The sequence below is a fragment of the Crenobacter sp. CS_VA4 genome (assembly GCF_055597485.1).
The window spans coordinates 32676-55728 of sequence record NZ_JBVMAE010000019.1 but is presented as its reverse complement, the minus strand read 5'-3'; the positions used below and the strand labels follow the sequence as shown (position 1 = coordinate 55728).

Here is a 23053-nt window from a genome sequence, read left to right as displayed (position 1 = left end):
GGTCAGAGTCCAATGGCGGTGGTGCAGTCGCGCGAGGCGCTGGCCAGAAGTTCCAGATAGCCGGTGTCGGCGGCGCCGGGGTGCGGGGTATGCCAGTGCGGCAGCTGTGAGGCGAGTTGGCCGAACGCCACCGCCGCCTCGCAGTTCGGGAAGGCGTCGACCAGCGGCCGGCGCAGCGTCTGGCTGCGCGGCACGCTGATGTCGTAGGGCACGAAACCGACCATCCTGAGCGGCAGCTGCAGGTAGCTGCCGGCCACCTCGGCCAAGCGGTTGAACAACTGGCGCGCCTCGTCGAGCCGGTCGCAGCGGTTGATCAATACGTTGGCCGACAGCCGGCCGGCAAAGCCGTGCAGCCGTTTCAGGTCGGCGTAGGCGCGGGTCAGCGACTCGGTGTCCGGGCCGAGCACCAGAATCAGGTTGTCGGCGAGGCCGGCCGGGATCGGGTCGTCGGCCGGCGACGGTGCGTCGATCAGCAGCACGTCGGCGTCGCGCTCCAGCGGCTGGAATTCGCGCTCCAGCCGCTGCCAGACCGCATCGCTGAACTCGGCGCGCTCGGCGGCCGGTGCGTACAGGTTGAGCAGGGTCACGCCGTGCGGTGACAGGCTCATCAGCTCGCTGAGCGTGCCCGGCTGCCGCGTTTGGCTGGCCAGCGTTGCGGAGGGCGGCAGCCCGAGGCGGCGGCTCTGCGTCAGGCCGGGCTGGGCGTCGAGCAAGAGCAGGCGCTGGCCGGTGCGGGCCAGTGCGATCGCCAGCTCGGTGACTAGCGTGCTGCAGCCGCTGCCCTCGGCGCCGACCACGGCGAAGCTGGCGGGGCGGCTGGCGCGGCGGGTGAGCCGGCGCAGGCTTTCGGCCTGGTCGAACATCAGAGCAGCCCGGCCTGCGCGGCGTGCAGCAGCGGCAGTTCTTCGGTGAACAGTTCGAACGGCGACGGCGCCTGACGCGGGGCGAAGGCGCGCTCGATCAAGAGCGTCGCCTGCGCCGGGTGCAGGTCCTCCGGCACCCGCTGGCCGTTGGCGAGCGACAGCAAGGGCAGGCGGTGCCGGATCACCACGTCGAGGCAGGAGCCGAGCGGTACCGCCTCGTCGAGCTTGGACAGGATGCAGCCGAACAGGCCGTCACCGCGGTAGTGGTTGACCACGTCGTCGAGGGTGTGGCCGTCGGCGTTGGCGGCCAGCAGCAGGATGCGGTTGATCGGACGGTGCGCCGCGGCGGACAGCAGGTCGGTCTGTTCGGTGACGCGGCTGTCGCGCTGGCTCATGCCCATCGTGTCGATCAGCACCAGGTGGCGTTCGGAGAGGTCTGCCAGCGCCAGGCTCAGGTCCTGGCCGCTTTGCACCGCGTGCACCGGCACGCCGAGGATCTTGCCGTAGATGCGCAGTTGGTCCTGAGCGCCGATCCGGTAGCTGTCTGAGGTAATCAGCGCGACGTTCTGGGCGCCGAACTTCAGCGTGGCACGCGCCGCCAGCTTGGCGACGGTGGTGGTCTTGCCGACGCCGGTCGGGCCGACCAGTGCGAACACGCCGCCGGCGTCGAACAGGTCGGCGTCGATGTCGCCACAGCGCAGATTGTGCGCCAGCGCCGAGCGCGCCCATTGCAGCGCGGTGTCGCCCTTGTACGTTTCGGGCAGCTTGTCGATCAGCTGGCGGATCAGCGCGGCGGAGAAGCCGCACGACAACAGGCGGCGGTACAGTTCCAGCCGCTCCGGCGCGTGTTCGCGCATGTCCGACCAGGCGAAGCCGGCCAGCTGGCTTTGCAGCAGGCTGCGCAGCTGGCGGATTTCGTCGCCGACGCTGCGGATTTCGTTGCTGACGGTGGCCGTCACCTGCGACAGGTCGGGGTGGACGGTGCCGCTGCTCGGCGTCGGCGCGCCGTCGTCGAGCCAGGTCAGGTCGGTGTCTTGCAGCGGGACCGCCACCGATTCGAGCGTCGGCTCGATGCCCGGCGGCTCGATCAAGGCGTCCTCTGCCGGCGGCGCGGCGAGGGTAGGCTCGATCAGCGGCAGCGGTTCGGCCGCCGGCGTGACCGGGGCGGGGGCTGCGTCCGGGGTGTAGCGCCGCACGGTGACGGTGCTGGCCGGCTCGGCGTGGCGCACGCTGTTCCAGCTGCTGTCCAGCGGCTCGACCGGCAGCGCGTAGGTGCGGGCGATCGCGCGCTGTACCGGGTTGTGGGCGGTGGGCGGCGGACTGGCGGCCGGGGCGGGGCTCGGTACCACCTTGGCCACCGCCGCCAGCTCGACGTCGGCGATCGCCATGATCTCGACGCCGCCGTCCTTGCCCGGTCGATTGGACAGGATCAGCGCGTCTTCGCCCAGCTCGTCGCGGACCAGGCGCAGCGCCTCGCGGGTGCTGCTGCCAAAGAATTTTTTCACCACCATGTATTACGCTTCCTTGCTTGCGCCGACCACGCCGACGATGCGGATTGTCTTGTTGTCCGGGATTTCGTTGTGCGAGATCACCCGCAGATGCGGCAGCGGCCGGCGCAGGAAGCGCGCCAACAGCGGGCGCAGCGCCGGCGGGGTCAGCAGCACCGGGTTGTAGCCCTGCTGCTCGACCTGCTCGGCCTGCTGCGCGGCGCTGGCCAGCAGGTTTTCGGCCAAGCCCGGCTCCAGCCCGCCGCCGCGCGACTGCACCGCCTGCATCAGCACGTTTTCCAGCGCCGGGTCCAGTGTGATCAGCGACAGCTCGGTCTCGCCCGGGAACAGTTGCTGGACGATGGCGCGCGACAGCGCGGTGCGTACCGCGCTGGTCAGCTCGTCGGCGTCCTGGGTGACGGCGATGTGATCGGCCAGCGTTTCGATGATGCTGCGCACGTCGCGGATGTGGATGCCGTCGGCCAACAGGCGTTGCAGCACCTTCTGCAGCACGCCGACCGGCACCACTTTCGGCACCAGATCCTCGATCAGCTTCGGCGACTCCTTCGCCTGGTGCTCGATCAACTGCTGCACCTCTTCGCGGCCCAATAGTTCCGACGAATGCTGCTGCAACAGATTGGACAGATGGGTGGCCACCACGGTCGATGCGTCGACCACGGTGTAGCCGAGCATCTGCGCCTCGTCGCGGCGGCCGGCGTCGATCCAGACCGCCGGCAGGCCGAACGCCGGGTCGGTGGTCGGGGTGCCGTGGATGTCGCCGCTGACCCGGCCCGGATTGATCGCCAGGAACTGGCCGATGAACGCCTCGCCGTTGCCGATCTCGACGCCCTTGAGCAGGATGCGGTAGGCGTTCGGACGGATTTCCAGGTTGTCGCGGATGTGCACCGGCGGCACCAGGAAGCCGAGCTCCTGCGCGATCTTCTTGCGGATGCCGCGGATGCGGCGCAGCAGCTCGCCGTCCTGGTTGCGGTCGACCAGCGGGATCATCCGGTAGCCGACTTCCAGGCCGAGCGGGTCGACGCCGTGCACGTCGTTCCAGCTGACCTCGGTGGCGGGCGACTCCAGCGTCGTCGGCTTGATGGCCGGCTGGTCGGCAAACGCCAGGCGCTGGCTGCGTTTGGAATGCCAGTAGCCGAGCAGCACCAGCAGCGTCGAAATGGTCAGGAAGGCGACGTGCGGCATGTTCGGGATCAGACCGATCAGTCCAAGCACGCCGGCGGTGATGTAGAGCACCTGCGTGTTCATGAACAGCTGGCCGATCAGCTGCTCGGACATGTCTTTTTCGGTGCCGACGCGCGATACCACCATACCGGCGGCGGTCGAGATGATCAGCGCTGGAATCTGTGCGACCAGGCCGTCACCGATGGTCAACAGCGTGTACGCGTGCGCCGCGTCGGCGACCGCCAGGTCGTGCTGCACCACGCCGACGATCAGGCCACCGACGATGTTGATCAGGATGATCAGGATGCCGGCCATCGCGTCGCCGCGGACGAACTTGGACGCACCGTCCATCGCGCCGAAGAAGTTGGCTTCCTCGGTGATGGTGGCACGGCGCGTGCGCGCCTCGTCCTCGCCGATCAGACCGGCGTTCAGGTCGGCGTCGATCGCCATCTGCTTGCCGGGCATCGCGTCGAGGGTGAAGCGCGCCGACACTTCGGCGATCCGGCCTGCGCCCTTGGTGATCACCACGAAGTTGATGATGGTCAGGATCACGAACACCACCACACCGATCGCGATATTGCCGCCGACCAGGAAGGTGGCGAACGCCTCGATCACGTGGCCGGCCGCGTCCGGGCCGGTGTGGCCTTGCAGCAGAATGATGCGGGCCGAGGCGACGTTGAGCGACAGCCGCAACAGCGTGGTCACCAGCAGCACCCCCGGGAAGGCCGAGAAGTCGAGCGGCCGGCGCACGCCGATGCCGACTAGCAGCACGATGATCGACATCGCGATGTTGAAGGTGAAGAAGATGTCCAGCACGAACGGCGGCAACGGCAGCACCATCATCATCAGGATGAGGATGATCAGCACCGGGCCGGCCAGGCTGGCGACGTTGAAGCGTTTCAGTTGTAGAAGAAGAGTGTCCATGCCGGCTTAGTGTTGGGTTGCGCTGTCCGCCTCGGGCGGGTGGTTATGTTGGGGGTCGAGGTCGGACGGCACGTCGAGCCGGTCGGGGAACACCGGCGCGAGACCGCCGCTGCTCTGGTAGACGTTGAGCTGGTAGACGTAGGCCAGTACCTGCGCCGCGGCGGCGTACAGCCGCGACGGCACCTCGTCGCCGATCTCGGCGTTGAAGTACAGCGCCCGGGTGAAGCTGGGTACCCGCATCACGGTGACCTTGTGTTCGCGACCGACTTCGATGATCCGCTCGGCCAGTTTCAGCGAGCCCTTGGCGAGAACCTGTGGCGCGCGCATATCCTCAGTATATTTTATGGCAACGGCATAATGGGTCGGGTTGGTGACGATCACGTTAGCGTTGGGCACTTCCTGCATCATCCGGCGCCGCGCCGCCTCGCGTTGCAACTGACGGATGCGACCCTTCACCTCGGGCGAGCCTTCTTGTTCCTTGTATTCCTGCTTGACCTCTTCCTTCGTCATACGCAGTTGCTTGTAGTACTGCCAGAGCTGGAACGGTACATCCAGCGCGACCAGCATCACCATCGCGCCGGTCACGATCAGGAAGGTGTGGCTCATCAGGTCGACCAGCTTGGCCAGCGCACTATTGAGCGGCATGCTGACCAGGCCGACCAGCTCCATCCGTTCGTTCCAGATCACCCAGCAGGCCACCCCGCCGATCAACATGCTCTTCAGGATCGCCTTCAGCCCCTCGGACGCGGCATTGATCGAAAACAGCCGCTTGACGCCGGTGAACGGGTTGATCTTGGAGAACTTCGGCATGATCGGCTTGAGCGAGTAGTTCCAGCCGCCGATCAGGATAGGTACCAGCGCCGCCACCAGCGCCAGACCGGCGAAGATCGGCAGCAACTGCCACAGCGTCTGGTATACCGCCTCCTTGAAACGCTCGAGCCCCTGCGAGGTATCGCGTATCGTCGCCTGGTCGAAGGTGAAGGCGTGCACCGCCAGCTGGCGCATGAAGTCGGCCAGGCGGCCGCCGAACAGCATCAGCATCGCCACGCCGGTCATCGTTACCGCGAACGTCGACAGCTCACGCGAACGCGGCACATTACCGTCGTCGCGCGCCTGCTGCAGTCGTCGGGCCGACGCTGCTTCTGTCCGTTCTAAATCGGAATCGCTAGCCATGCCAATTCAATGAAAAATACTGACTTGATTTTAAAGCGAATGGTATCTTATGCCAGAGAAATCCTCTAGCGATTAAAGCTGTTTTGAGCGTTTCATTGTTAATCCTTCCGAATTTCGCCTTTTTCCATCCCGGCCTATCCGGCTAAACAAGGCCTTACAGGGGTTGGTAGGGTTGTCGCTGTTTCACGACAACCCGTCATGCCAACGCATTATCTATCAAGTTATAGGGTTTTTGTTTAACGATGCATCAAGATAGCGTGAAGGGGATGGTGGCTAGTGGGCGCCGGGATGCCAAACGGTAGGCTTTGCGGTTCGAATGGTATGTCATTTGAATGTTTTGGGGGGGCGTACCAATCATCTGCGCAGCCAAGCATGGTTGCATCGCTGACGTAGGCTGAGGCATTGGGCTGGCTGTATGGGGCAGGTAGCGCGATGGGCGCACGCCCCCTGACGCAGGATTCATCAAGGCTTGTCAGCAGTCCCGTCGGCTGGGGTGTTGTCGTCCGGGTGTGGAGGCTTCCGTGAGGCGCCGGCAGACTTGGCGAGAGTGGTACAATCGCGTGGTTTGACGAACGGAGGCTGAGAGCGCCAATGAAACCCTATCTCGACCTGATGCGGCATGTGCTCGAGCATGGCCACGACAAGTCCGATCGCACCGGCACCGGCACCCGTTCGGTGTTCGGTTATCAGATGCGTTTCGATCTGGCCGACGGCTTCCCGATGGTGACCACCAAGAAACTGCACCTCAAGTCGATCGTGCACGAGCTGCTGTGGTTTCTGGCCGGCGACACCAACATCAAGTACCTGAACGACCACGGCGTGTCGATCTGGAACGAATGGGCCGATGAGAACGGCGAACTCGGCCCGGTGTATGGCTACCAGTGGCGCAGCTGGCCGGCGCCGGACGGCCGCCACATCGACCAGATCGCCAACGTGCTCGAGATGATCAAGAGCAAGCCGGACAGCCGCCGGCTGATCGTATCGGCGTGGAATCCGGCGCTAGTCGACGAGATGGCGCTGCCGCCGTGCCACGCGCTGTTCCAGTTCTACGTCGCCGACGGCAAGCTGTCCTGCCAGCTTTACCAGCGTTCGGCCGACATCTTCCTCGGCGTGCCTTTCAATATCGCCAGCTACGCGCTCTTGACCTTGATGGTGGCGCAGGTGTGCGGCCTCAAACCGGGCGAATTCGTCCACACCCTCGGCGATGCGCACCTCTATAGCAATCATCTGGAGCAGGCGCGCGAACAACTGTCGCGCGAGCCGCGGCCGTTGCCGACGATGACGCTGAACCCGGACGTGACCGATCTGTTCGCGTTCAGCTTCGACGACTTCACGCTGACGGGCTACGACCCGCATCCGCATATCAAGGCGGCGGTGGCGGTATGACGATAAAGACGACGATCACGCTGGTGGTGGCGATGGCAGAAAACCACGCCATCGGCATCAACAACACCCTGCCGTGGCACCTGCCGGAAGACCTGAAGCACTTCAAGGCGGCGACGCTCGGCAAGCCGGTGATCATGGGACGCAAGACCTGGGACTCGATCGGCCGGCCGCTGCCGGGCCGGCGCAATATCGTGGTGACGCGCAACGCCGACTGGGCGGCCGACGGTGCCGAGGCGGCGCACTCGCTCGACGAGGCGCTGAGGCTGGCCGGTGCGGTGGACGAGGTGTGCGTGATCGGCGGGGCCGAGCTGTACCACCAGGCGATCGACGGCGCCGACCGGCTGTTGGTGACCGAGGTAGGGCTGACGGTGGCCGGCGACGCGTTCTTCCCGGTGATCGACCGGAGCCGCTGGCAGGAGACCGCGCGCGAGGCGCATCAGCGCGACGACGGTTTGAGCTACGCCTTCGTCGAGTACCGGCTGTTGTAGTCGGTAACGGGCCGAATGCAAAACGGGCTGCCACTGGCAGCCCGTTTTGCGTTGTTGCGACGCGGTTCAGGCGCGGCCGGCCAGCGCCTCGGCCGACTCCTGGGCGAGCTGGCTGTAGCCCTCGCTGAAGTCGTCGAGCATCTGCGACAGCCGCTGCGTGTCGCGCGCGATGATGGTTTTGAGCACCTCCTCGAGGAAGGCGTGGGTGCGGTCGAGCTGGCTCTTGCCGGCGCGCAGGATCGCGAACAGACAGCGTTGCGTCAGCGGCAACAGGTCTTCCAGCGTCTGCTGGACGTAGCGGTTGTTGGCGTACTGATAGAGGGTGTGCAGGAACTCGACGCCGTTCTCGTAGAAGCCTTGCAGATCGCTGCGGCGTTGGCAGTCGGACAGTTCGGTCATCAGCTCGAAGAAGCGCGCCAGGTCGTCGTTCTTCCAGTTGTTGGCGAGGTTGCGCACCACCTTGTCGAGCATCAGGAACCAGATGTCGAAGAAGTCGCCGACGTCGGCGGCCGAGATGCTCGACACCACCGCGCCGCGGCGCGGGTAGATCTCGACCAGGTGACGACGCTGCAGGATCAGCAGCGCCTCGCGCACCGAGCCGCGGCTGACCGACAGCTCGGCGGCGATGCGCAGTTCCTGGATCCGCTCGCCCGGCTTCATCGCTCCCTCGATGACCTGCTTGCCCAGGTACTGGGCGATCTGTTCGGTGAGGGAATCGTTGGCCTTGAAACTCATGCGAAAACTCCGGAGATGCAGCCCCGCGGGTAGCCGGGGCAGAAAACAAAATGCCGGACGAGTAGGGTGTCACTTGTCCGGCAATCCTTCAATTGGGCAAATTGTAACGCGGTGTATCAGTGTCCGCCAAGTCCGAGCCAGCCATAAATGCGAATCGGCCGGACAGGGCCGGCCGATGTTGGGGCGAATCAGACCGTGCTCAGTGCGGGCGGCGCACCGCGATCAAGTAGTTGACGTCGCTGTCGCGCGACAGGTGGTAGTCGCGGGCGATCGGGTTGTAGCTCATGCCGCTGATGTCGGCGAGCTCCAGCCCGGCGCCGCGCACCATCCGGGTCAGCTCGGACGGTTTGATGAAACGGGCATACTCGTGCGTGCCGCGCGGCAAGAGGCCGAGCACGTATTCGGCGCCGAGGATCGCCATCAGGTAGGCCTTGGCGTTGCGGTTGAGCGTCGAGAAGAACACCCAGCCGCCCGGCTTGACCAGCTGCGCGCAGGCGCGCACCACGCTCTCCGGCTCGGGCACGTGCTCGAGCATTTCCATGCAGGTGACCACGTCGAAGCCGGCCGGCCGCTCTTCGGCCAACATTTCGACCGGCACGCAGCGGTACTCGACCGGCACGCCCGATTCCATGCTGTGCAGTTGCGCGACCTTCAGCGACTTCTTCGCGAGGTCGATGCCGGTCACCGTCGCACCCTTTTCGACCATGCTCTCGGCCAGGATGCCGCCGCCGCAGCCGACGTCGAGCACGGTCTTGCCGGCGAGGTCGGCAAAGCCGTCGATGTAGCCGAGGCGCAGCGGGTTGATCTCGTGCAGCGGCTTGAACTCGCTCTCCTTGTCCCACCACTTGTGCGCGAGCTGGCTGAATTTCTCGAGTTCGAGCTGGTCGACGTTGTCGCCCATGATCATTCCCCCTTGGCCAGGATGCGGCCGCGCCAGTCTTCACCCTTGGCGAGCAGGTCGGCCAGGTTCAGGCGGGTCAGTACCCGGTCTTTCAGCAGGCACTCGCCGGCCACCCAGTTGTGGCTGACCTGTTCGCGGCCGGCGGCGTAGACGATGTGCGAGATCGGGTCGAACGCCGGCGCGGTCTCGATCGCGGCCAGGTCGACCGCGATCAGGTCGGCCTGCTTGCCGACGTGCAAGGAGCCGACCTGGTCGTCGATGCCCAGCGCCTTCGCGCCGTTCAGCGTTGCCATGCGGATCGCGGTGGCGGCCGGCACCGCGGTGGGGTCGAGTGTGCCGACCTTGGCCAACAGGGCGGTCATCCGGGTTTCGGCCAACATATCGAGCTTGTTGTTGGAGGCGGCGCCGTCGGTGCCGACACCGACGTTGACGCCGGCGGCCAGCAGCTTCTGTACCGGTGCGATGCCGGAGGCGAGCTTCATGTTCGAGGTCGGGTTATGCGCGATCGACACGCCGTACTTGGCGGCCAGTTCGATCTCCTCGTCGTTCAGGTGCACCATGTGCGCCGCCACCAGCCGCGGCGACAGCACGCCGAGATTCTGCAATCGGGCGAGCGGGCGCTGGTGGTACTGCTCGACGCTGCCGGCCACTTCGTCCGCGGTCTCGTGGATGTGGCAGTGGATCAGCATGTCTTCCTGTTCGGCCAACGTCACCACCTTGCGGAAGGTGTCGTCCGACACGGTGTACGGCGCGTGCGGCGCCAACGTGAAGGTGACGCGCTCCTCGCCGAGGAATTCGCGGCGTTCGGCCAGGCCCTTGGCGATGTAGTCGTCGGCGTTGATGCCGTAGTTGGTCGGGAATTCCAGGATCGAACAGCCGACAAAGGTGCGCATGCCGGCCGACAGGCCGGCGCGGGCGACCGCGCCGTGGTAGAAGTACATGTCGTTGATCGTGGTGGTGCCGGCACGCAACATCTCGGCCATCGCGATCAGCGAGCCGTCGAACACGAATTCGTCGCGCACGTGGCGGCCCTCGGCCGGCCAGATGTGGTTGTTCAGCCAGTCCATCAGCGCCTTGTCGTCGGCCAGGCCGCGCAGCAGCGTCATCGCCGAATGGCCGTGCAGGTTGATAAGACCCGGCATCAGCACGTGGCGATCCAGTTCGATGACCTCATCGGCACTCAATTGGCATGCCTCTGCGGCTGGCAGGATGGCGGCAATTCTGCCATCCTTAAGCGCGATGGCATGATTCTCCAGTACTTCTCCATCCGTTTCGACGGTAATCATCCAGCGAGCAAAGATAAGGCTGTCAAACTGGGCCTGAGACATAGGGCCTCCACGAGTCTAGAATGCCGGCGATTGTAGGCGTCTGCTCCAGCCAAGGCAAACCACCTGGCGCATGCGGATACCGTGCGTTTGCTTCTCACTACAGAAGATGTGTATACAAGGAATCCTCACCGGATGCGCCGCTCCGACGACCTAGGGTCGCAGACATCCTCCGTCACACCGCCGCCGGGCGGCCGCTCTGGCTTTGGCCGGCGTCTGTCGTTGCGTCAGCTGTTCCTGATGGCGGTGGCGCTGGGCCTGTTGATCCCGGCGATCCTCAGCTCGGCGATCGGCTTTTCGATACAGCGCCAGGAGCTGACCAGCCGCTTCGTCAGCGACCAGCGCCGGCTGCTGGAAATCGTCGCGCTCGGCATGCAGGAGCCGCTGTGGAACCTGTCGCGGCCGAGCGGCGCGCCGCTGATCGCCTCGCTGATGAAGGACGCACGGGTGATCTCGGTGCAGGTCACCGACAATCTGTCCAATACCATCTTCATGTCGGCCGTGCGCAGCGAGCGCCGCCTCGGCGAGGTGGAGGTGCTAAAAAAGCCGGTGGTGTACCGGGGCGAGGAAATCGGCGAGGTGTCGATCGAGTTCGATCGGCAGCACATCATCACCGAGCAGAACCAGCTGCTGCGCAACTTTGCGCTGCTGCTGTTGATCCAGCTGGTGTGCGCCACGCTGTTGATCATGCTGATCTTGCACCTGCGCTTCCTGAGGCCGATGCAGCGGCTGGCCGAACAGATCGCCGCGCTGGCGGGCTTGCGGCTTGACGGTCGCTTCGAGTGGCCGGACAACGACGAGGTCAGTCAGCTCGGCCGCCAGCTCGAGGCGACCCGTGCCGAACTGAAGCGCCTGGTCGACGAGACCGAAGCCAAGACGCTGGCGCTGGAAGCCGACATCAGCCGCCGTCGCGAGGTGGAGGACGCGCTGCGTCGCTCCGAAACCAAGTACCGCGAGCTGTTCTGGTCCAACCTCGACGGCATCGTGATCAGCACGCTGGACGGCCAGATCCTCGACGCCAACCCGGCCTTCCTCAACCTGCTCGGCTACAGCGCCGAACAGCTCAAACTACAGAACTTCTGGACGCTGCTGACCCCCGAGAGCGAAACCGACGAACGGCTCAATATCGACCAAAAGGTGCTGCGCTTCGGCTTCTGCGACGACATCGATTCGCTCTACATCACCCGTTTCGGCAATACCGTGCCGGTCAGCGTCAAGACGGTGGCGATGCGCGACGCCTACGGTCGCATCTACGCGGTGTGGCGGATGGTGCGCGACGTCTCCGAGCAGCGCGCCGCGCAGGAACACATCGAGCTGACCGCCAAGGTGTTCGACAACACCGTCGAGGCGATCATGATCACCGACGCGGAGTTGAGTATCCAGAGCGTCAACAAGGCGTTCACCGAGATCACCGGCTACCGCCCGGAAGAGGTGGTCGGCGGCAAACCGAACATCCTGCAGTCGCAACTGCACGACGCGGCGTTCTACCAGGCGATGTGGCAGCAGATCCGTTTGACTGGCGCCTGGCAGGGCGAGCTGTGGGACCGCAAGAAGAGCGGGGCGGTCTACCCGCAGTGGATCGCGATCAACGCGGTGAAGAACCAGGCCGGCGAGACCACCCACTATATCGGCATCGCCAGCGACCTGTCCGAGCGCAAGGCTGCCGACGAGCGGATCCGCTTCCTCGCCCACTTTGACGTGCTGACCAACCTACCCAACCGGGTGCACCTGCAGGAGCGCGCCGAGCTGGCGCTGCAGGCGGCAAGCCGCGACGGCAGTCAGCTGGCGGTGCTGCTGCTCGATCTGGACCGCTTCAAGTTGATCAACGAGTCGCTCGGCCATTCCGCCGGCGACATGCTGCTGCAGATCGTCGCCGAGCGGTTGCGCGGCAAGCTCGGCCCGGGCGAGATGCTGGCGCGCCAGGGCGGCGACGAGTTCATCGTGCTGCTGCCGGCGCTGCCGGCCGGCCCGAGCGAGGTGGTGCTGGCGGCCGAACGCATCCTCGACTGCTTCAAGCAGTCGATCGAGCTGCACGGCCACATGCTATCGGTCAGCCCGTCGATCGGCATCGCGGTGTTCCCGGACGACGGCGCCGACGTCGAGACGCTGGTGCGCAATGCCGACGCGGCGATGTACGCCGCCAAGTCGGCCGGCCGCAACAACTACAAGTTCTACACCGCCGACCTCAACGTGCACGCCAGCGAGGTGCTGGCGATCGAGAGCCAGTTCCGCGGCGCGCTGGAGCGCGACGAGTTCGTGCTGCACTACCAGCCGCAGGTCGGCATGGCCGACGGCCGTCTGCTCGGCGCCGAGGCGCTGATCCGCTGGAACCACCCGGAGCAGGGGCTGATCGGGCCGCTGCGCTTCATCCCGGTGGCCGAGGAACGCGGCTTCATCGTCGCGATCGGCAACTGGGTGATCCGCGAGGCGTGCCGCCAGTTGGCAGCGTGGAAGGCGGCCGGCTGGACGCTGCCGAAGCTGGCGATCAATTTGTCGGCGCTGCAGTTCCGCGATCCGGAGCTGTTGAGCATCATCAAGCAGCAGCTGGTGTCGCACGGACTCGACGGTACCAGCCTGGAAATCGAGCTGACCGAGAGCGTGCTGATGGAGGATGTCGAGGGCACGCTGCAGGCGGTCGAGGCGCTGCGTGCGCTGGGCGTGTCGCTGGCGATCGACGACTTCGGCACCGGCTATTCCAGCCTGTCGTATCTGAAGCGCTTCAAGGCCGACACGCTGAAGATCGACCGTACCTTCGTGCGCGATATTCCGCACGACTTCGACGACAGCGCGATCACCCGCGCGATCATCGCGATGGCCAAGACGCTGAATATGCAGGTGCTGGCCGAGGGGGTGGAAACCGCGGAGCAGTGGCGCTTCCTGGCACAAGAAGGCTGCGACCAGGTGCAAGGCTACCTGGTCTCGCGGCCACTGCCGGCCGAGCGCTTCGAGACGGTGCTGCGCCGCGGCGTATTGCTCCCGGGCGAGACCGCGCTGCCGTAAGCGCTGGCATTCGTGGATACGCAAAAGGTTGGCCGAATCGCTTCGGCCAACCTTTTGTTTTTTGGGCGATGCAATGGGCGGGTGTGTCGCCCGGCTCAGGCGGGGCCGATCTGCCGGTAGAAGTCGACCAGCAGTTCGGCCAACTTGGCTGGCTGCTCGAGCGGCACCATGTGGCCGGTGTCCGGCAGCAGAGCCAAGCGACAATCGGGCAGCGCCGCGTGCATCGTCTGCAGCGCCGAGACCGCCACCATCGCATCGTCGCGGCCGCCGATCAGCAGCACTGGACAGCGCAGACGCGGCAACTGCTCGATCAGCGAGGCGCGCTCGCTGGTCTCGCGCAGTTGCGCGATCAGCGTGTCCTTGCCCAGTTCACGATCCATGCGGCGGATGATGTCGACCACCGCCGGGTCGTGCAAGCGGCTCGGGTGGACGAATTGCGCCAGCCGCTGCGCCGACATGCCCTGATAGGGATGACGTTCCAACCACGCCAATGCCTGCCGGCGAGTGGCCTGTTCCGCGCTACTCAGACCCTGCGCGGTGCAGGCGATCAGCACCAGCGAGCGCACCCGCTCGGGGTGAGCCAACGCATGCAGCAAGGCCAGGTAACCACCCATCGAGAACGCGACCAGATTGGCGTGCACCGACGTGCTGTCGGCGATGCAGGCGAGCATCCCGGCGCGGTCGCGGGCGCGCTGGATCGGCACGTAGACCGGCTCGACGTCGACGGGCAGCAGCGGGATCAGCCGCTGCCATAGCCGTTCGTCGCACTGGGTGCCGGGGAGGAAGTAGAGTGGGCGCTGGGACATGGCGATGGGCGTGGATAAGGGGTAACACCCAGTGTGGGGAAAGCCCGGCCCCCCGGCAAGCCGTGGCGTAGCCTGTTCCGGGCCGGCTACGATGAATCAGGCGCCAGCGCAGGGCGCGTGGCCGTCACTTCCCCATCGACCGGACGGGGAAGGGTGATACGGCGCGACACGCCCTACTGTGGCAAGAACCCCGTCTGACAGGAGGCCTCCCATGTGCCGCTGGCTCGCTTACACCGGCAACCCCGTCCCGATGGAAATGCTGCTGTTCCAGTCCAAGCATTCGCTGATCGATCAGAGCCTGCATTCGCACCTGGGCGCCACCACCACTAACGGTGACGGCTTCGGTATCGGCTGGTATGGCCGGGACGACGAGATCCCGTATCGGTACTGCTGCGTGCATCCGGCCTGGAACGACCGCAACCTGCGTGAGGCAGCCCGTGCCATTCGCGCACCGCTGTTCCTCGCGCATGTGCGCTCGGCCACCGACACCCCGGTGCAGGAGACCAACTGCCACCCGTTTCGGTACGGCCGCTGGCTGTTCATGCACAACGGGCTGATCCGTGACTACCCCGCCGTTCGCCGCGACCTGATGCTGGCGGTAGCGCCGGAACTGTTCACGTCGATCGAAGGCTCCACCGACTCGGAGCTGATGTTCTTCCTGGCGCTGACCTTCGGCCTGGAGAGCGAACCGGTGATGGCGCTGGAGCGGATGGCGGCGCTGGTCGAGGAGACCGGCCGGCGGTACGGCATCGAACAGCCGCTGAACATGACGGTCTGCGCCAGCGACGGCGAGCGGCTGATCGCCGTTCGCTATTCCAGCGAGGGGCAGTCACGCTCGCTGTTTCACAGCACTGCTTTTCGCAACCTGCGCGCCCTCTACCCCGACAACCCGCGCATCGCTGCCGTCGGCGACGACGCCTTCCTCGTGCTGTCCGAACCGCTCGTCGACCTGCCAGGTGCCTGGGAGGAGGTGCCGGAACAGTCGTTCATCGTCGCCAAACGCGGCAGCATCGTCCGTGGCCACTTCGAGCCGCATTGGCCGTAGGGGTCGGGAGGTTTTGTCTGAGCCCGGTCTCGCGGTCCAAGCCCATAAGCGGAAGGAGTGAAGACAGCTTCCTGTCACGTGTGAACGTCAATGGACCGCTCCAATCTCCGTTGCCGACCGAGCGCTTCGAAACGATGTTGTGCCGTGCTTCTGCCGGACGAGACCGTGCTGCCGTACGTATTTGCATTAATGAACAAAGGTTGGCCGAAGTGATTCGGCCAACCTTTTGTTTTGGTGCCGGCTCAGGAAGGGCTGATCTGTCTGTCGAAGTCCACCAGCGGCTCGACGAGCCGGGTAGGCTGCTCGAGTGGCACCATGTGGTCGGTGCCCGGTAGCGGTGCCTTCCGGCGGAGATAAAGTTTAGTGTGCCGGAGAGTGGGGCGGTGGGCTTTAATCGCAGCCGTAGCCGTTTAATTGGTACCTGTGCATCCTGATGTCCGGACTCAACCCTGAGCTGACGGTCATGCAGATCGTCACGAGCATCCGCCCCTCGGTCAAAGCGGACGATCTGACTTGCCCATCGAACCCTGGGCAACTCTCAACGCAATATGCTGCTGACTACATGCTGGCCGCCGATAGTAGCAAAAGGCATAATGCCGAAATCATCAATGTCTAGGTTCAGCCTATGATTCGCCTGCTAACGTTCTTCTCTCTTCTGCTGTCGCTTTAGCTCGCTCATGCAAAACAGAAGAACGTCTGTTGGGGGCAAAGCGCGGCAATGGCCGCTACCACTTCGCGTGGGTAGAAAATGAGAATTTGCAAGAGATCAAGGATGCGCTGCGCTGACACGTAGATGCACCTGATTCAAGGAAGGGGAACGGATGGCATTTCACGATCAATTGAACGATTCGCTGACAAAAGAGCGTGGTGGCAGACACGGCGGCAAGGGCCATGAATTCCAGCGTTACTGGGCGCTCTGTCACCTACTCAAGTTGGATCTTGAGCAGGATGACTACTTAGTCTTGCTGGAATTCATTGAGGATGTCGCTGTGCTTGATGCGGAAAATGCCCCCTCCGCAATGGACCTTTTTCAGCTCAAGAAAAAGGAAGGTAGCACTGGAAAGTGGACCAAGACGACGCTCACAAGACCCCCGAAAGACGGGAAGTCGATTCTTGCAAAATTGTGTGAGTCACGGAGCATCGCAAAAGAAGGAACGAGGTCGATAGCCTTTGTAAGCAATGCTCCAATCGAACTGAAATTGGGCAACGAGGAGGACTCGACTGCACGGTTGGAGTTCCCTGCATCAGACCTTGATGAGGAACTTAAGGCATCTCTCCGCACCTCCATAGCTAGCGAGCTTGGCTGCAACGAAGAAGAAATAGATTTTGATGATTTCAAATTCATTCGGAGCCCATTAGCGATGGATGATCTCGAAAGTCATGCTATCGGTAAAGTTGCAGCTTACCTTGCGGACAAATTTCCCGATCATGGAGCCAGGGCAGATGTCCTTTGCAAAGCGCTCTACAGCGAAATCAAGATCAAGGCTACTGCGACAGATGATGCTGGAGCATTCGATGATCTGAAAAGAATTAGAGGCATCTCGAAGACGCAGCTCTCTGGAATGCTCTCGCTGACGCTGTCAAGGAAGCCGGACAGCGATGTCATCAATGAGGCTATAGCCAATCTAGTCCATGAGGACGTTCCCTTTGTCCAGCGGGAAGCCATCAAGAAAGCGGCAAGGCGCTTTCTTGTCGATAAGGCGGGAAAAGGAGCTGAAATGCTCGACCTTCTGGGGAAAGCAATTGAAGCGCAGCTACCCTCTTTGCCTGGCAATCTCGTGACTTCGTGGGATGTGGCGAATTGGGTAGTTGATCAAGTCTGCGCTTCTACGCAGTCGTCAGCATTTTTGATACTTGAGCGGGAGTATTTGCTTGCCGTTGTTCTGTACAGGATCAATAAATGAGCAATTCGGCAAAGATTCTCCGCTTGGTAAGAAATTTAAGGAAGGGCAAACATGAGAAGTTTGCGATTCAAAAAACTCTGGCTCGTATCAGAAGCATCGAGGTCGGCACGCAGCATCGAATTCAGCCCGCAGAGGACGCTCCTACTCGGGAGGAATCACACGGGAAAATCAACAGTGGTCAAGCATCTCTTCCGGACATTGGGATGCGAAACCAAGGGAAAGAATAATCGATGGGATAGTCTTGCCATATCTGTCTTGGAGCTCGAGCTAGACGGTCAGCCGTATACGGTCTATCGACGTGCAAACGTCTACGCCTTGCGAAATGACGTCACGCATGCTGTCCGTGTTACGACTAACTATCGAGAATGGACAGACATTATGGCTGGTATTTTCGATTTCTGGCTAATGCTGCCGACACATCAAGACACGTTGGCACAAGCCACTCCGCCGTATCTCTTCCTTCCTTTTTATATGGATCAGGATGGTAGTTGGCTGCAACAATGGCATTCTTTTGACAAACTATCTCAGTTCTCCAACTGGAAAAAACCACTTGCCGCATACGTTACCGGACAGAGGCCAAACGGTTACTACATTGCGAAGTTTGAAGAGTCCAAGGCCAAGGCGTCAGTTAATCAAATCAGCCAAGAATTGAGCGTCGTACAGTCGGCACTTACCCGCGTCAAGAAATCCTTGCCTCGTCCGGCAGTACGCTTGGATACCAATGCATTTAAACAAGAAATCTCTGGCCTCTTGCGGAGTTCTACCCATCTCAAGAACGAACAGGAATCGCTGAGGAAGAAGGCGTTTGAATGCGCTGCTCAGAAGGAGTCTCTCACTAGTCAGATTGCCATGGCTCGCGATGCTTTGCGTGATTTGGAGGGTGATCTGAAGTACCTCACCGAAGCAAAGACGCAGCCGACGCTAACCTGTCCGACTTGTGGGAGTACCCATGAGAATGGCTTTCCCGTTCGTCTTGAGTTGATCGACGATGCGATGACCTTGAGAAAGGTCATCGCGGAATTGGAAGTCGATCAAAGGAAGATTGATGAGAATCTTGCCGATGTACATGGAAAGATCAATCGCATCAAGCGTAAGGCTATGGACATTGAGAAGACGCTGCAAACAAAGAAAGGGATGTTGCGACTCCAGGATGTCGTTGATAGCCAAAGCGCTGAAGTTGTGCGGGGTGCTTTCCTGAAAGATATGGAGTCACTGAAGCGGCAATTGACTAAGCAGGAGGAGATTGCCGCCGGGCTGAAAGACAAGGTTGCCCAATTTGACCTTCCCGACAGAACCAAAGCCATTAACGAGTTCTACTCCGAAAGAATTGAACTATTTGCGAGCGAATTGGGTGTCCAAGACTTGAGGGATGATGTCAAGAAAAGGCCAGATGCGACTGTGGCAGCAAGCGGAAGTGCATTACCTCGTTCGTTACTCGCCTATCAGTATGCGGTTCTTCATACCGCAAAGGAAAGGGGAGACTCCAAGCTGTTTCCCGTCGTCGTTGATTCCCCCAATCAACAGGGGCAGGACGCTGATCATTTGATGCAGATGCTCAAATTCATTATGAAGCGTACTCCGAATGAGCAGCAACTGATCCTGGCAGTGGAAGACATGCCCAGGGACTTTACTTTCGAGGGTGACATCGTTGAGTTGACGACTCCTTTTGGCCTGCTGGAGCCAAGCCAATACGATTTGGCTTGTGCTGAGCTAAGTTCACTGGTTGCATCGGTTGCCGAGGGTATCGATGCACGGCTAGCGAATCAGAGAACCGAGGCTGTCGAAACTCAGGACGTAGATATCAATGAATGATTGCTATGAATCTAGGTGTGAGTCACCCTAGATTCAATGGGCACAGCTGACGGTCTGCTTTGGCCGAACTCCTGCCGGGCAGAACGTGGGCAATGACCGGCGGCTTCTGGCTGTTATCTATCATTCTGTTTTTTGTCTCCAGCACCGGTCTACGGTCCGATGTGATCGGCCCCTGCTCGGCCCACCCACGAGCAAGAAAAAACCCGCAGCAAGCTGCGGGTTTTGCGTTGGCCGAAGTGGCTCTTACTCCGGACGCATCTGTGGGAACAGGATCACGTCGCGGATCGACGGGGCGTCGGTTAGCAGCATCACCAGGCGGTCGATGCCGATGCCGCAGCCGCCGGTCGGCGGCAGGCCGTATTCCATCGCGCGGATGTAGTCGGCGTCGTAATGCATAGCCTCGTCGTCGCCGGCGTCCTTCTGCTCGACCTGGGCCATGAAGCGCGCGGCCTGGTCTTCCGGGTCGTTCAACTCGGAATAGCCGTTGGCGTGTTCGCGGCCGACGATGAACAGCTCGAAACGCTCGGTGATGCCCGGCTGGCTGTCGGAGCCGCGCGCCAGCGGCGACACTTCGACCGGGTAGTCGACGATGAAGGTCGGGTTCCACAGCAGGCCTTCGGCGCACTCTTCAAACAGCGACAGTTGCAGGCCGCCGATCGCGTCGCTTGCCACCGGCTTGCCGCCCAGGCGGACGATTTCTTCCTTCAGCCACGCCGCGTCGCTCAGCTGCGCGTCGCTGTACTGCGGGTTGTGTTTCTTGATCGCTGCCACGATGGTCAGGCGCTCGAACGGCTTGCCGAGGTCGACTTCGCGGCCAGAGTAGGTGACGGTGGTGGTGCCGCGGGCTTCGATCGCGCAGGCGCGGATGATCTGCTCGGTCATTTCCATCATCCGTTCGTAGTCGGCGTACGCCTCGTAGAACTCGATCATGGTGAACTCGGGGTTGTGGCGGGTGCTCATCCCCTCGTTGCGGAAGTTGCGGTTGATCTCGAACACGCGCTCCAGACCACCGACCACCAGGCGCTTCAGGTACAGCTCCGGCGCGACGCGCAGGTACAGCGGCATGTCGAGCGCGTTGTGGTGGGTGACGAACGGTTTCGCGGTGGCGCCACCCGGGATCGGGTGCATCATCGGCGTTTCGACTTCCAGGTAGCCCTCGCCGACCATCACGTCGCGGACCTTCTGCACGATCTTGGAGCGCTTGATGAAGGTCGCGCGGCTGTCGTCGTTCATGATCAGGTCGACGTAGCGCTGGCGGTACTTCTGCTCCTGGTCGGCGAGGCCGTGGAACTTGTCCGGCAGCGGGCGCAGCGACTTGGACAACAGGCGCAGCTCGGTGACGTTGACCGACAGCTCGCCCTTGTTGGTCTTGAACACGGTGCCGCGGGCGCCGACGATGTCGCCCAGGTCCCAGTGCTTGAACGCGGCGTGCGCCTCGGCGCCGATGCCCTGGTCGTTGATGTACAGCTGGATGCGGCCGCTGGCGTCCTGCAGCGTGGCGAAGCTGGCCTTGCCCATCACACGTTTGAGCATCATCCGGCCGGCCACGACGACTTCGCGCTGTTCGGCTTCCAGCGTTTCCTTGTCCTTCTCACCGTGCGCACGGGCCAGGTCACCGGCCATGTCCTTGCGGCGGAAGTCGTTCGGGAAGGCCACGCCGGCTTCGCGCAGCGCGCTCAGCTTGGCACGGCGCTCGGCCATGATCTGGTTTTCATCCAGATGTTGTGATGCGTTTTCGTGGTCAGACATTTCAACTCCAATAGCTACAGATAAGCGCGGTGCCACCGGAGGTAGCACCGCGCATTCGATTCGGCCAACGTTTAGACGCCCTGCTTGAGGCTTGCCTCGATGAAGCCGTCGAGATCGCCGTCCATCACCGACTTGATGTTGCCGACCTCATAGCTGGTGCGCAGGTCCTTGATGCGCGACTGGTCGAAGACGTACGAGCGGATCTGGTGGCCCCAGCCCACGTCGGTCTTGGTGTCTTCCAGCGCCTGCTTGGCTTCGCTGCGCTTCTTCATTTCCAGCTCGAACAGCTTGGCGCGCAGCATGTTCATCGCTTCGTCGCGGTTGCGGTGCTGCGAACGGTCGTTCTGGCACTGCACCACGATACCGGTCGGGTTGTGGGTGATCCGCACCGCCGAGTCGGTCTTGTTGATGTGCTGACCGCCGGCGCCCGAGGCGCGGTAGGTGTCGACGCGCAGGTCGGCCGGGTTGATGTCGATCTCGAACGAGTCGTCGACCTCCGGGTAGACGAACACGGAGGCGAACGAGGTGTGGCGACGCGCGTTCGAGTCGTACGGAGATACGCGTACCAGGCGGTGCACGCCGGTTTCGGTGCGCATCAGGCCGAAGGCGTAGTCGCCCTCGATCTTGATGGTGGCGCTGGAGATGCCGGCGACTTCGCCCTCGGACTCTTCCAGCACCTCGACCTTGAAGCCCTTGCGCTCCGCATAGCGCAGGTACATGCGCAGCAGCATGCCGGCCCAGTCCTGCGCCTCGGTGCCGCCGGCGCCGGCCTGGATATCGACGAAGCAGTGGTTCGGGTCCATCGGGTGGTTGAACATCCGGCGGAATTCGAGCTGCGACAGCTTGGCCTCGATCTCTTCGAGGTCGGCCTGCACCGCGTGCACGGTGTCGTCGTCGCCCTCGGCGATCGCCATCTCCAGCAGATCCTTGCCGTCGGCGAGGCCGGCGCCGATGCTGTCGAGCACCAGTACCACGTCCTCGAGCTGCTTGCGCTCGCGGCCCAGTTCCTGCGCCTTCTTCGGCTCGTTCCAGATGTCCGGGTCTTCGGTCAGGCGGGAGACTTCTTCAAGACGGTCTTTTTTGCCGTCGTAGTCAAAGATACCCCCGAATGTCGGCGCCACGCGACGCCAGGTCCGCCAGTTTGGCCTCGATCTGGTTGAGGATTTCGGCTTCGATCATGGTGCGTACTCCAAAACGTAAGTAATTGATTATTGGTGCGTTGGCCGATTCGATGAAACACAAAAAGCGCACCTTGCGGTGCGCTTTTGCCGGAACACTACGTCGATTAGCCGAGCAAGTGAGCGACGCCTGCGCGCTCTTCTTCCAGTTCGGCCAGCGTGAAGTTCATCCGTTCGCGGCTGAATTCGTCGATTTCCAAGCCTTGCACAATCTGATAGGCGCCATTTTCGCATACCACCGGGAAGCCGTACACCACGCCTTCCGGGATGCCGTAGCTGCCGTCCGACGTGATGCCCATCGTTACCCACTTGCCATTGGTGCCGAGCACCCAGTCGCGGATGTGGTCGATCGCGGCGTTGGCGGCCGAGGCTGCCGAGGACAGGCCGCGCGCTTCGATGATCGCGGCGCCGCGCTTGCCGACGGTCGGCAGGAAGTCGTCGCGGTTCCAGGTTTCGTCGTTGATCAGCGCTTTCAGCGATTCGCCGTCGACGGTGGCGAAGCGGTAGTCGGCGTACATGGTCGGCGAGTGGTTGCCCCAGACCAGCATGTGCTCGATGTCGGCGACCGGCTTGCCGGCCTTGGCGGCCAGTTGCGACAGGGCGCGGTTGTGGTCAAGACGCAACATGGCGGTGAAGTTTTTCGGATTCAGGTCCGGAGCGCTCTTCATCGCGATGTAGGCGTTGGTGTTGGCCGGGTTGCCCACTACCAGCACCTTCACGTTGCGGTCGGCCACTTCGTTCAGCGCCTTGCCCTGTACGGTGAAGATCTCGGCGTTGGCGGTCAGCAGGTCCTTGCGTTCCATGCCCTTGCTGCGCGGACGGGCGCCGACCAGGAGAGCGACCTGGACGTCCTTGAAAGCCACCTTCGGATCGTCGGTCGCGATCATGCCCGCCAGCAGCGGGAAGGCACAATCTTCCAGTTCCATCATCACGCCTTTGACGGCGGTTTGCGCCTGCGGCAGGTCGAGCAGTTGCAGGATGACCGGCTGGTCTTTGCCGAGCATTTCGCCACTGGCGATACGGAACAGCAGGCTGTAACCGATCTGACCGGCAGCACCGGTAACGGCAACGCGGACGGGGGCTTTCATCAGGTAC

Annotated in this window: 19 protein-coding genes; 8 read left to right on the top strand and 11 right to left on the bottom strand. The window is 62.8% G+C overall.

The window, feature by feature from the left end; all coding sequences use genetic code 11:
• Window positions 1–2: 2 nt before the first annotated feature.
• The 4 genes from ACZ2IA_RS16750 to flhB are packed head-to-tail and all read right to left on the bottom strand — an operon-like array spanning window position 3 to window position 5629.
• The gene (locus ACZ2IA_RS16750; RefSeq protein WP_470293734.1) at window positions 3–863 is read right to left on the bottom strand and encodes a MinD/ParA family ATP-binding protein; all 861 of its coding nucleotides are present in this window, start codon (window positions 861–863) and stop codon (window positions 3–5) included.
• Window positions 863–2374 (bottom strand): flagellar biosynthesis GTPase FlhF, encoded by a 1512-nt coding sequence (gene flhF / locus ACZ2IA_RS16745; RefSeq protein WP_470293733.1) that lies wholly within the window; start codon window positions 2372–2374, stop codon window positions 863–865. Before flhF ends, ACZ2IA_RS16750 begins: the two co-directional genes overlap by 1 nt.
• Before the next feature lie 3 nt (window positions 2375–2377).
• Window positions 2378–4456, bottom strand: coding sequence for a flagellar biosynthesis protein FlhA (gene flhA, locus ACZ2IA_RS16740; RefSeq protein ID WP_470293732.1), 2079 nt, complete (start codon window positions 4454–4456; stop codon window positions 2378–2380).
• Window positions 4457–4462: 6 nt separating this feature from the next.
• On the bottom strand, window positions 4463–5629 hold the full coding sequence (gene flhB / locus ACZ2IA_RS16735; RefSeq protein WP_470293731.1) for a flagellar biosynthesis protein FlhB: 1167 nt from the start codon (window positions 5627–5629) through the stop codon (window positions 4463–4465).
• A gap of 591 nt (window positions 5630–6220) precedes the next feature.
• Between flhB and ACZ2IA_RS16730 the strand changes: the two genes are divergently transcribed.
• Window positions 6221–7015 (top strand): thymidylate synthase, encoded by a 795-nt coding sequence (locus tag ACZ2IA_RS16730; protein WP_470293730.1) that lies wholly within the window; start codon window positions 6221–6223, stop codon window positions 7013–7015.
• Window positions 7012–7503: a dihydrofolate reductase gene (locus ACZ2IA_RS16725; protein WP_470293729.1), complete on the top strand. Its 492-nt coding sequence runs from the start codon at window positions 7012–7014 to the stop codon at window positions 7501–7503. Before ACZ2IA_RS16730 ends, ACZ2IA_RS16725 begins: the two co-directional genes overlap by 4 nt.
• A gap of 66 nt (window positions 7504–7569) precedes the next feature.
• Here ACZ2IA_RS16725 and ACZ2IA_RS16720 read toward each other — a convergent pair whose 3' ends face one another.
• The 3 genes from ACZ2IA_RS16720 to ACZ2IA_RS16710 all read right to left on the bottom strand — a co-directional run bounded on the left by ACZ2IA_RS16720 (window position 7570) and on the right by ACZ2IA_RS16710 (window position 10467).
• A complete protein-coding gene (locus tag ACZ2IA_RS16720; protein WP_470293728.1) occupies window positions 7570–8238 on the bottom strand; it encodes a GntR family transcriptional regulator in 669 nt (222 codons plus the stop codon).
• A gap of 199 nt (window positions 8239–8437) precedes the next feature.
• Window positions 8438–9139, bottom strand: coding sequence for a bifunctional 2-polyprenyl-6-hydroxyphenol methylase/3-demethylubiquinol 3-O-methyltransferase UbiG (ubiG, locus tag ACZ2IA_RS16715; RefSeq protein WP_470293727.1), 702 nt, complete (start codon window positions 9137–9139; stop codon window positions 8438–8440).
• A 2-nt stretch (window positions 9140–9141) separates the two neighbouring features.
• Window positions 9142–10467: a TRZ/ATZ family hydrolase gene (locus ACZ2IA_RS16710; protein WP_470293726.1), complete on the bottom strand. Its 1326-nt coding sequence runs from the start codon at window positions 10465–10467 to the stop codon at window positions 9142–9144.
• Window positions 10468–10686: 219 nt separating this feature from the next.
• Here ACZ2IA_RS16710 and ACZ2IA_RS16705 point away from each other — a divergent pair, with 219 nt between their 5' ends.
• Window positions 10687–13464 (top strand): EAL domain-containing protein, encoded by a 2778-nt coding sequence (locus ACZ2IA_RS16705; protein WP_470293725.1) that lies wholly within the window; start codon window positions 10687–10689, stop codon window positions 13462–13464.
• 95 nt (window positions 13465–13559) lie between these two features.
• On the opposite strand, the gene ACZ2IA_RS16700 is transcribed toward ACZ2IA_RS16705, so the two are convergent.
• Window positions 13560–14270, bottom strand: a complete 711-nt coding sequence (locus ACZ2IA_RS16700) for an alpha/beta fold hydrolase (RefSeq protein WP_470293724.1) — start codon at window positions 14268–14270, stop codon at window positions 13560–13562.
• Between the two features lie 211 nt (window positions 14271–14481).
• Between ACZ2IA_RS16700 and ACZ2IA_RS16695 the strand changes: the two genes are divergently transcribed.
• The 5 genes from ACZ2IA_RS16695 to ACZ2IA_RS16675 all read left to right on the top strand — a co-directional run bounded on the left by ACZ2IA_RS16695 (window position 14482) and on the right by ACZ2IA_RS16675 (window position 19031).
• Window positions 14482–15315, top strand: a complete 834-nt coding sequence (locus ACZ2IA_RS16695; protein ID WP_470293723.1) for a class II glutamine amidotransferase — start codon at window positions 14482–14484, stop codon at window positions 15313–15315.
• A gap of 433 nt (window positions 15316–15748) precedes the next feature.
• The gene (locus ACZ2IA_RS16690) at window positions 15749–15931 is read left to right on the top strand and encodes a hypothetical protein (RefSeq protein ID WP_470293722.1); all 183 of its coding nucleotides are present in this window, start codon (window positions 15749–15751) and stop codon (window positions 15929–15931) included.
• A gap of 205 nt (window positions 15932–16136) precedes the next feature.
• The gene (locus tag ACZ2IA_RS16685) at window positions 16137–17219 is read left to right on the top strand and encodes a DUF4297 domain-containing protein (protein WP_470293721.1); all 1083 of its coding nucleotides are present in this window, start codon (window positions 16137–16139) and stop codon (window positions 17217–17219) included.
• A complete protein-coding gene (locus ACZ2IA_RS16680) occupies window positions 17216–17446 on the top strand; it encodes a hypothetical protein (protein ID WP_470293720.1) in 231 nt (76 codons plus the stop codon). The genes ACZ2IA_RS16685 and ACZ2IA_RS16680 overlap by 4 nt, the downstream gene beginning before the upstream one ends.
• Window positions 17447–17597: 151 nt before the next feature.
• A complete protein-coding gene (locus tag ACZ2IA_RS16675) occupies window positions 17598–19031 on the top strand; it encodes a hypothetical protein (protein ID WP_470293719.1) in 1434 nt (477 codons plus the stop codon).
• A gap of 243 nt (window positions 19032–19274) precedes the next feature.
• On the opposite strand, the gene lysS is transcribed toward ACZ2IA_RS16675, so the two are convergent.
• The 3 genes from lysS to ACZ2IA_RS16660 all read right to left on the bottom strand — a co-directional run bounded on the left by lysS (window position 19275) and on the right by ACZ2IA_RS16660 (window position 23046).
• Entirely contained in the window at window positions 19275–20780 is a 1506-nt protein-coding gene (gene lysS / locus ACZ2IA_RS16670) for a lysine--tRNA ligase (protein WP_470293718.1), read from the bottom strand.
• Between the two features lie 71 nt (window positions 20781–20851).
• Window positions 20852–21959, bottom strand: a protein-coding gene (gene prfB / locus ACZ2IA_RS16665) for a peptide chain release factor 2 (RefSeq protein ID WP_470293717.1) whose coding sequence is annotated in 2 segments (ribosomal slippage) — window positions 20852–21874 and window positions 21876–21959 — 1107 coding nt in all. Because the reading frame shifts where the segments join, the coding sequence is not laid out codon by codon here.
• Window positions 21960–22065: 106 nt separating this feature from the next.
• Complete coding sequence (locus tag ACZ2IA_RS16660) at window positions 22066–23046, bottom strand: malate dehydrogenase (protein WP_470293716.1); 981 nt, start codon at window positions 23044–23046, stop codon at window positions 22066–22068.
• Between the last annotated feature and the right edge of the window lie 7 nt (window positions 23047–23053).

Bases quoted from the DNA above. Each gene is read 5' to 3' on its own strand.
- ACZ2IA_RS16680 (WP_470293720.1), top strand. From the start codon at position 17,216: ATGAGCAATTCGGCAAAGATTCTCCGCTTGGTAAGAAATTTAAGGAAG.
- lysS (WP_470293718.1), bottom strand. From the start codon at position 20,780: ATGTCTGACCACGAAAACGCATCACAACATCTGGATGAAAACCAGATC.
- ACZ2IA_RS16690 (WP_470293722.1), top strand. From the start codon at position 15,749: ATGTCCGGACTCAACCCTGAGCTGACGGTCATGCAGATCGTCACGAGC.
- ACZ2IA_RS16725 (WP_470293729.1), top strand. From the start codon at position 7,012: ATGACGATAAAGACGACGATCACGCTGGTGGTGGCGATGGCAGAAAAC.
- ACZ2IA_RS16695 (WP_470293723.1), top strand. From the start codon at position 14,482: ATGTGCCGCTGGCTCGCTTACACCGGCAACCCCGTCCCGATGGAAATG.
- ACZ2IA_RS16660 (WP_470293716.1), bottom strand. From the start codon at position 23,046: ATGAAAGCCCCCGTCCGCGTTGCCGTTACCGGTGCTGCCGGTCAGATC.
- ACZ2IA_RS16720 (WP_470293728.1), bottom strand. From the start codon at position 8,238: ATGAGTTTCAAGGCCAACGATTCCCTCACCGAACAGATCGCCCAGTAC.
- ACZ2IA_RS16700 (WP_470293724.1), bottom strand. From the start codon at position 14,270: ATGTCCCAGCGCCCACTCTACTTCCTCCCCGGCACCCAGTGCGACGAA.
- ACZ2IA_RS16710 (WP_470293726.1), bottom strand. From the start codon at position 10,467: ATGTCTCAGGCCCAGTTTGACAGCCTTATCTTTGCTCGCTGGATGATT.
- ACZ2IA_RS16750 (WP_470293734.1), bottom strand. From the start codon at position 863: ATGTTCGACCAGGCCGAAAGCCTGCGCCGGCTCACCCGCCGCGCCAGC.
- ACZ2IA_RS16685 (WP_470293721.1), top strand. From the start codon at position 16,137: ATGGCATTTCACGATCAATTGAACGATTCGCTGACAAAAGAGCGTGGT.
- flhA (WP_470293732.1), bottom strand. From the start codon at position 4,456: ATGGACACTCTTCTTCTACAACTGAAACGCTTCAACGTCGCCAGCCTG.
- ACZ2IA_RS16675 (WP_470293719.1), top strand. From the start codon at position 17,598: ATGGCTGGTATTTTCGATTTCTGGCTAATGCTGCCGACACATCAAGAC.
- ubiG (WP_470293727.1), bottom strand. From the start codon at position 9,139: ATGGGCGACAACGTCGACCAGCTCGAACTCGAGAAATTCAGCCAGCTC.
- ACZ2IA_RS16730 (WP_470293730.1), top strand. From the start codon at position 6,221: ATGAAACCCTATCTCGACCTGATGCGGCATGTGCTCGAGCATGGCCAC.
- flhF (WP_470293733.1), bottom strand. From the start codon at position 2,374: ATGGTGGTGAAAAAATTCTTTGGCAGCAGCACCCGCGAGGCGCTGCGC.
- flhB (WP_470293731.1), bottom strand. From the start codon at position 5,629: ATGGCTAGCGATTCCGATTTAGAACGGACAGAAGCAGCGTCGGCCCGA.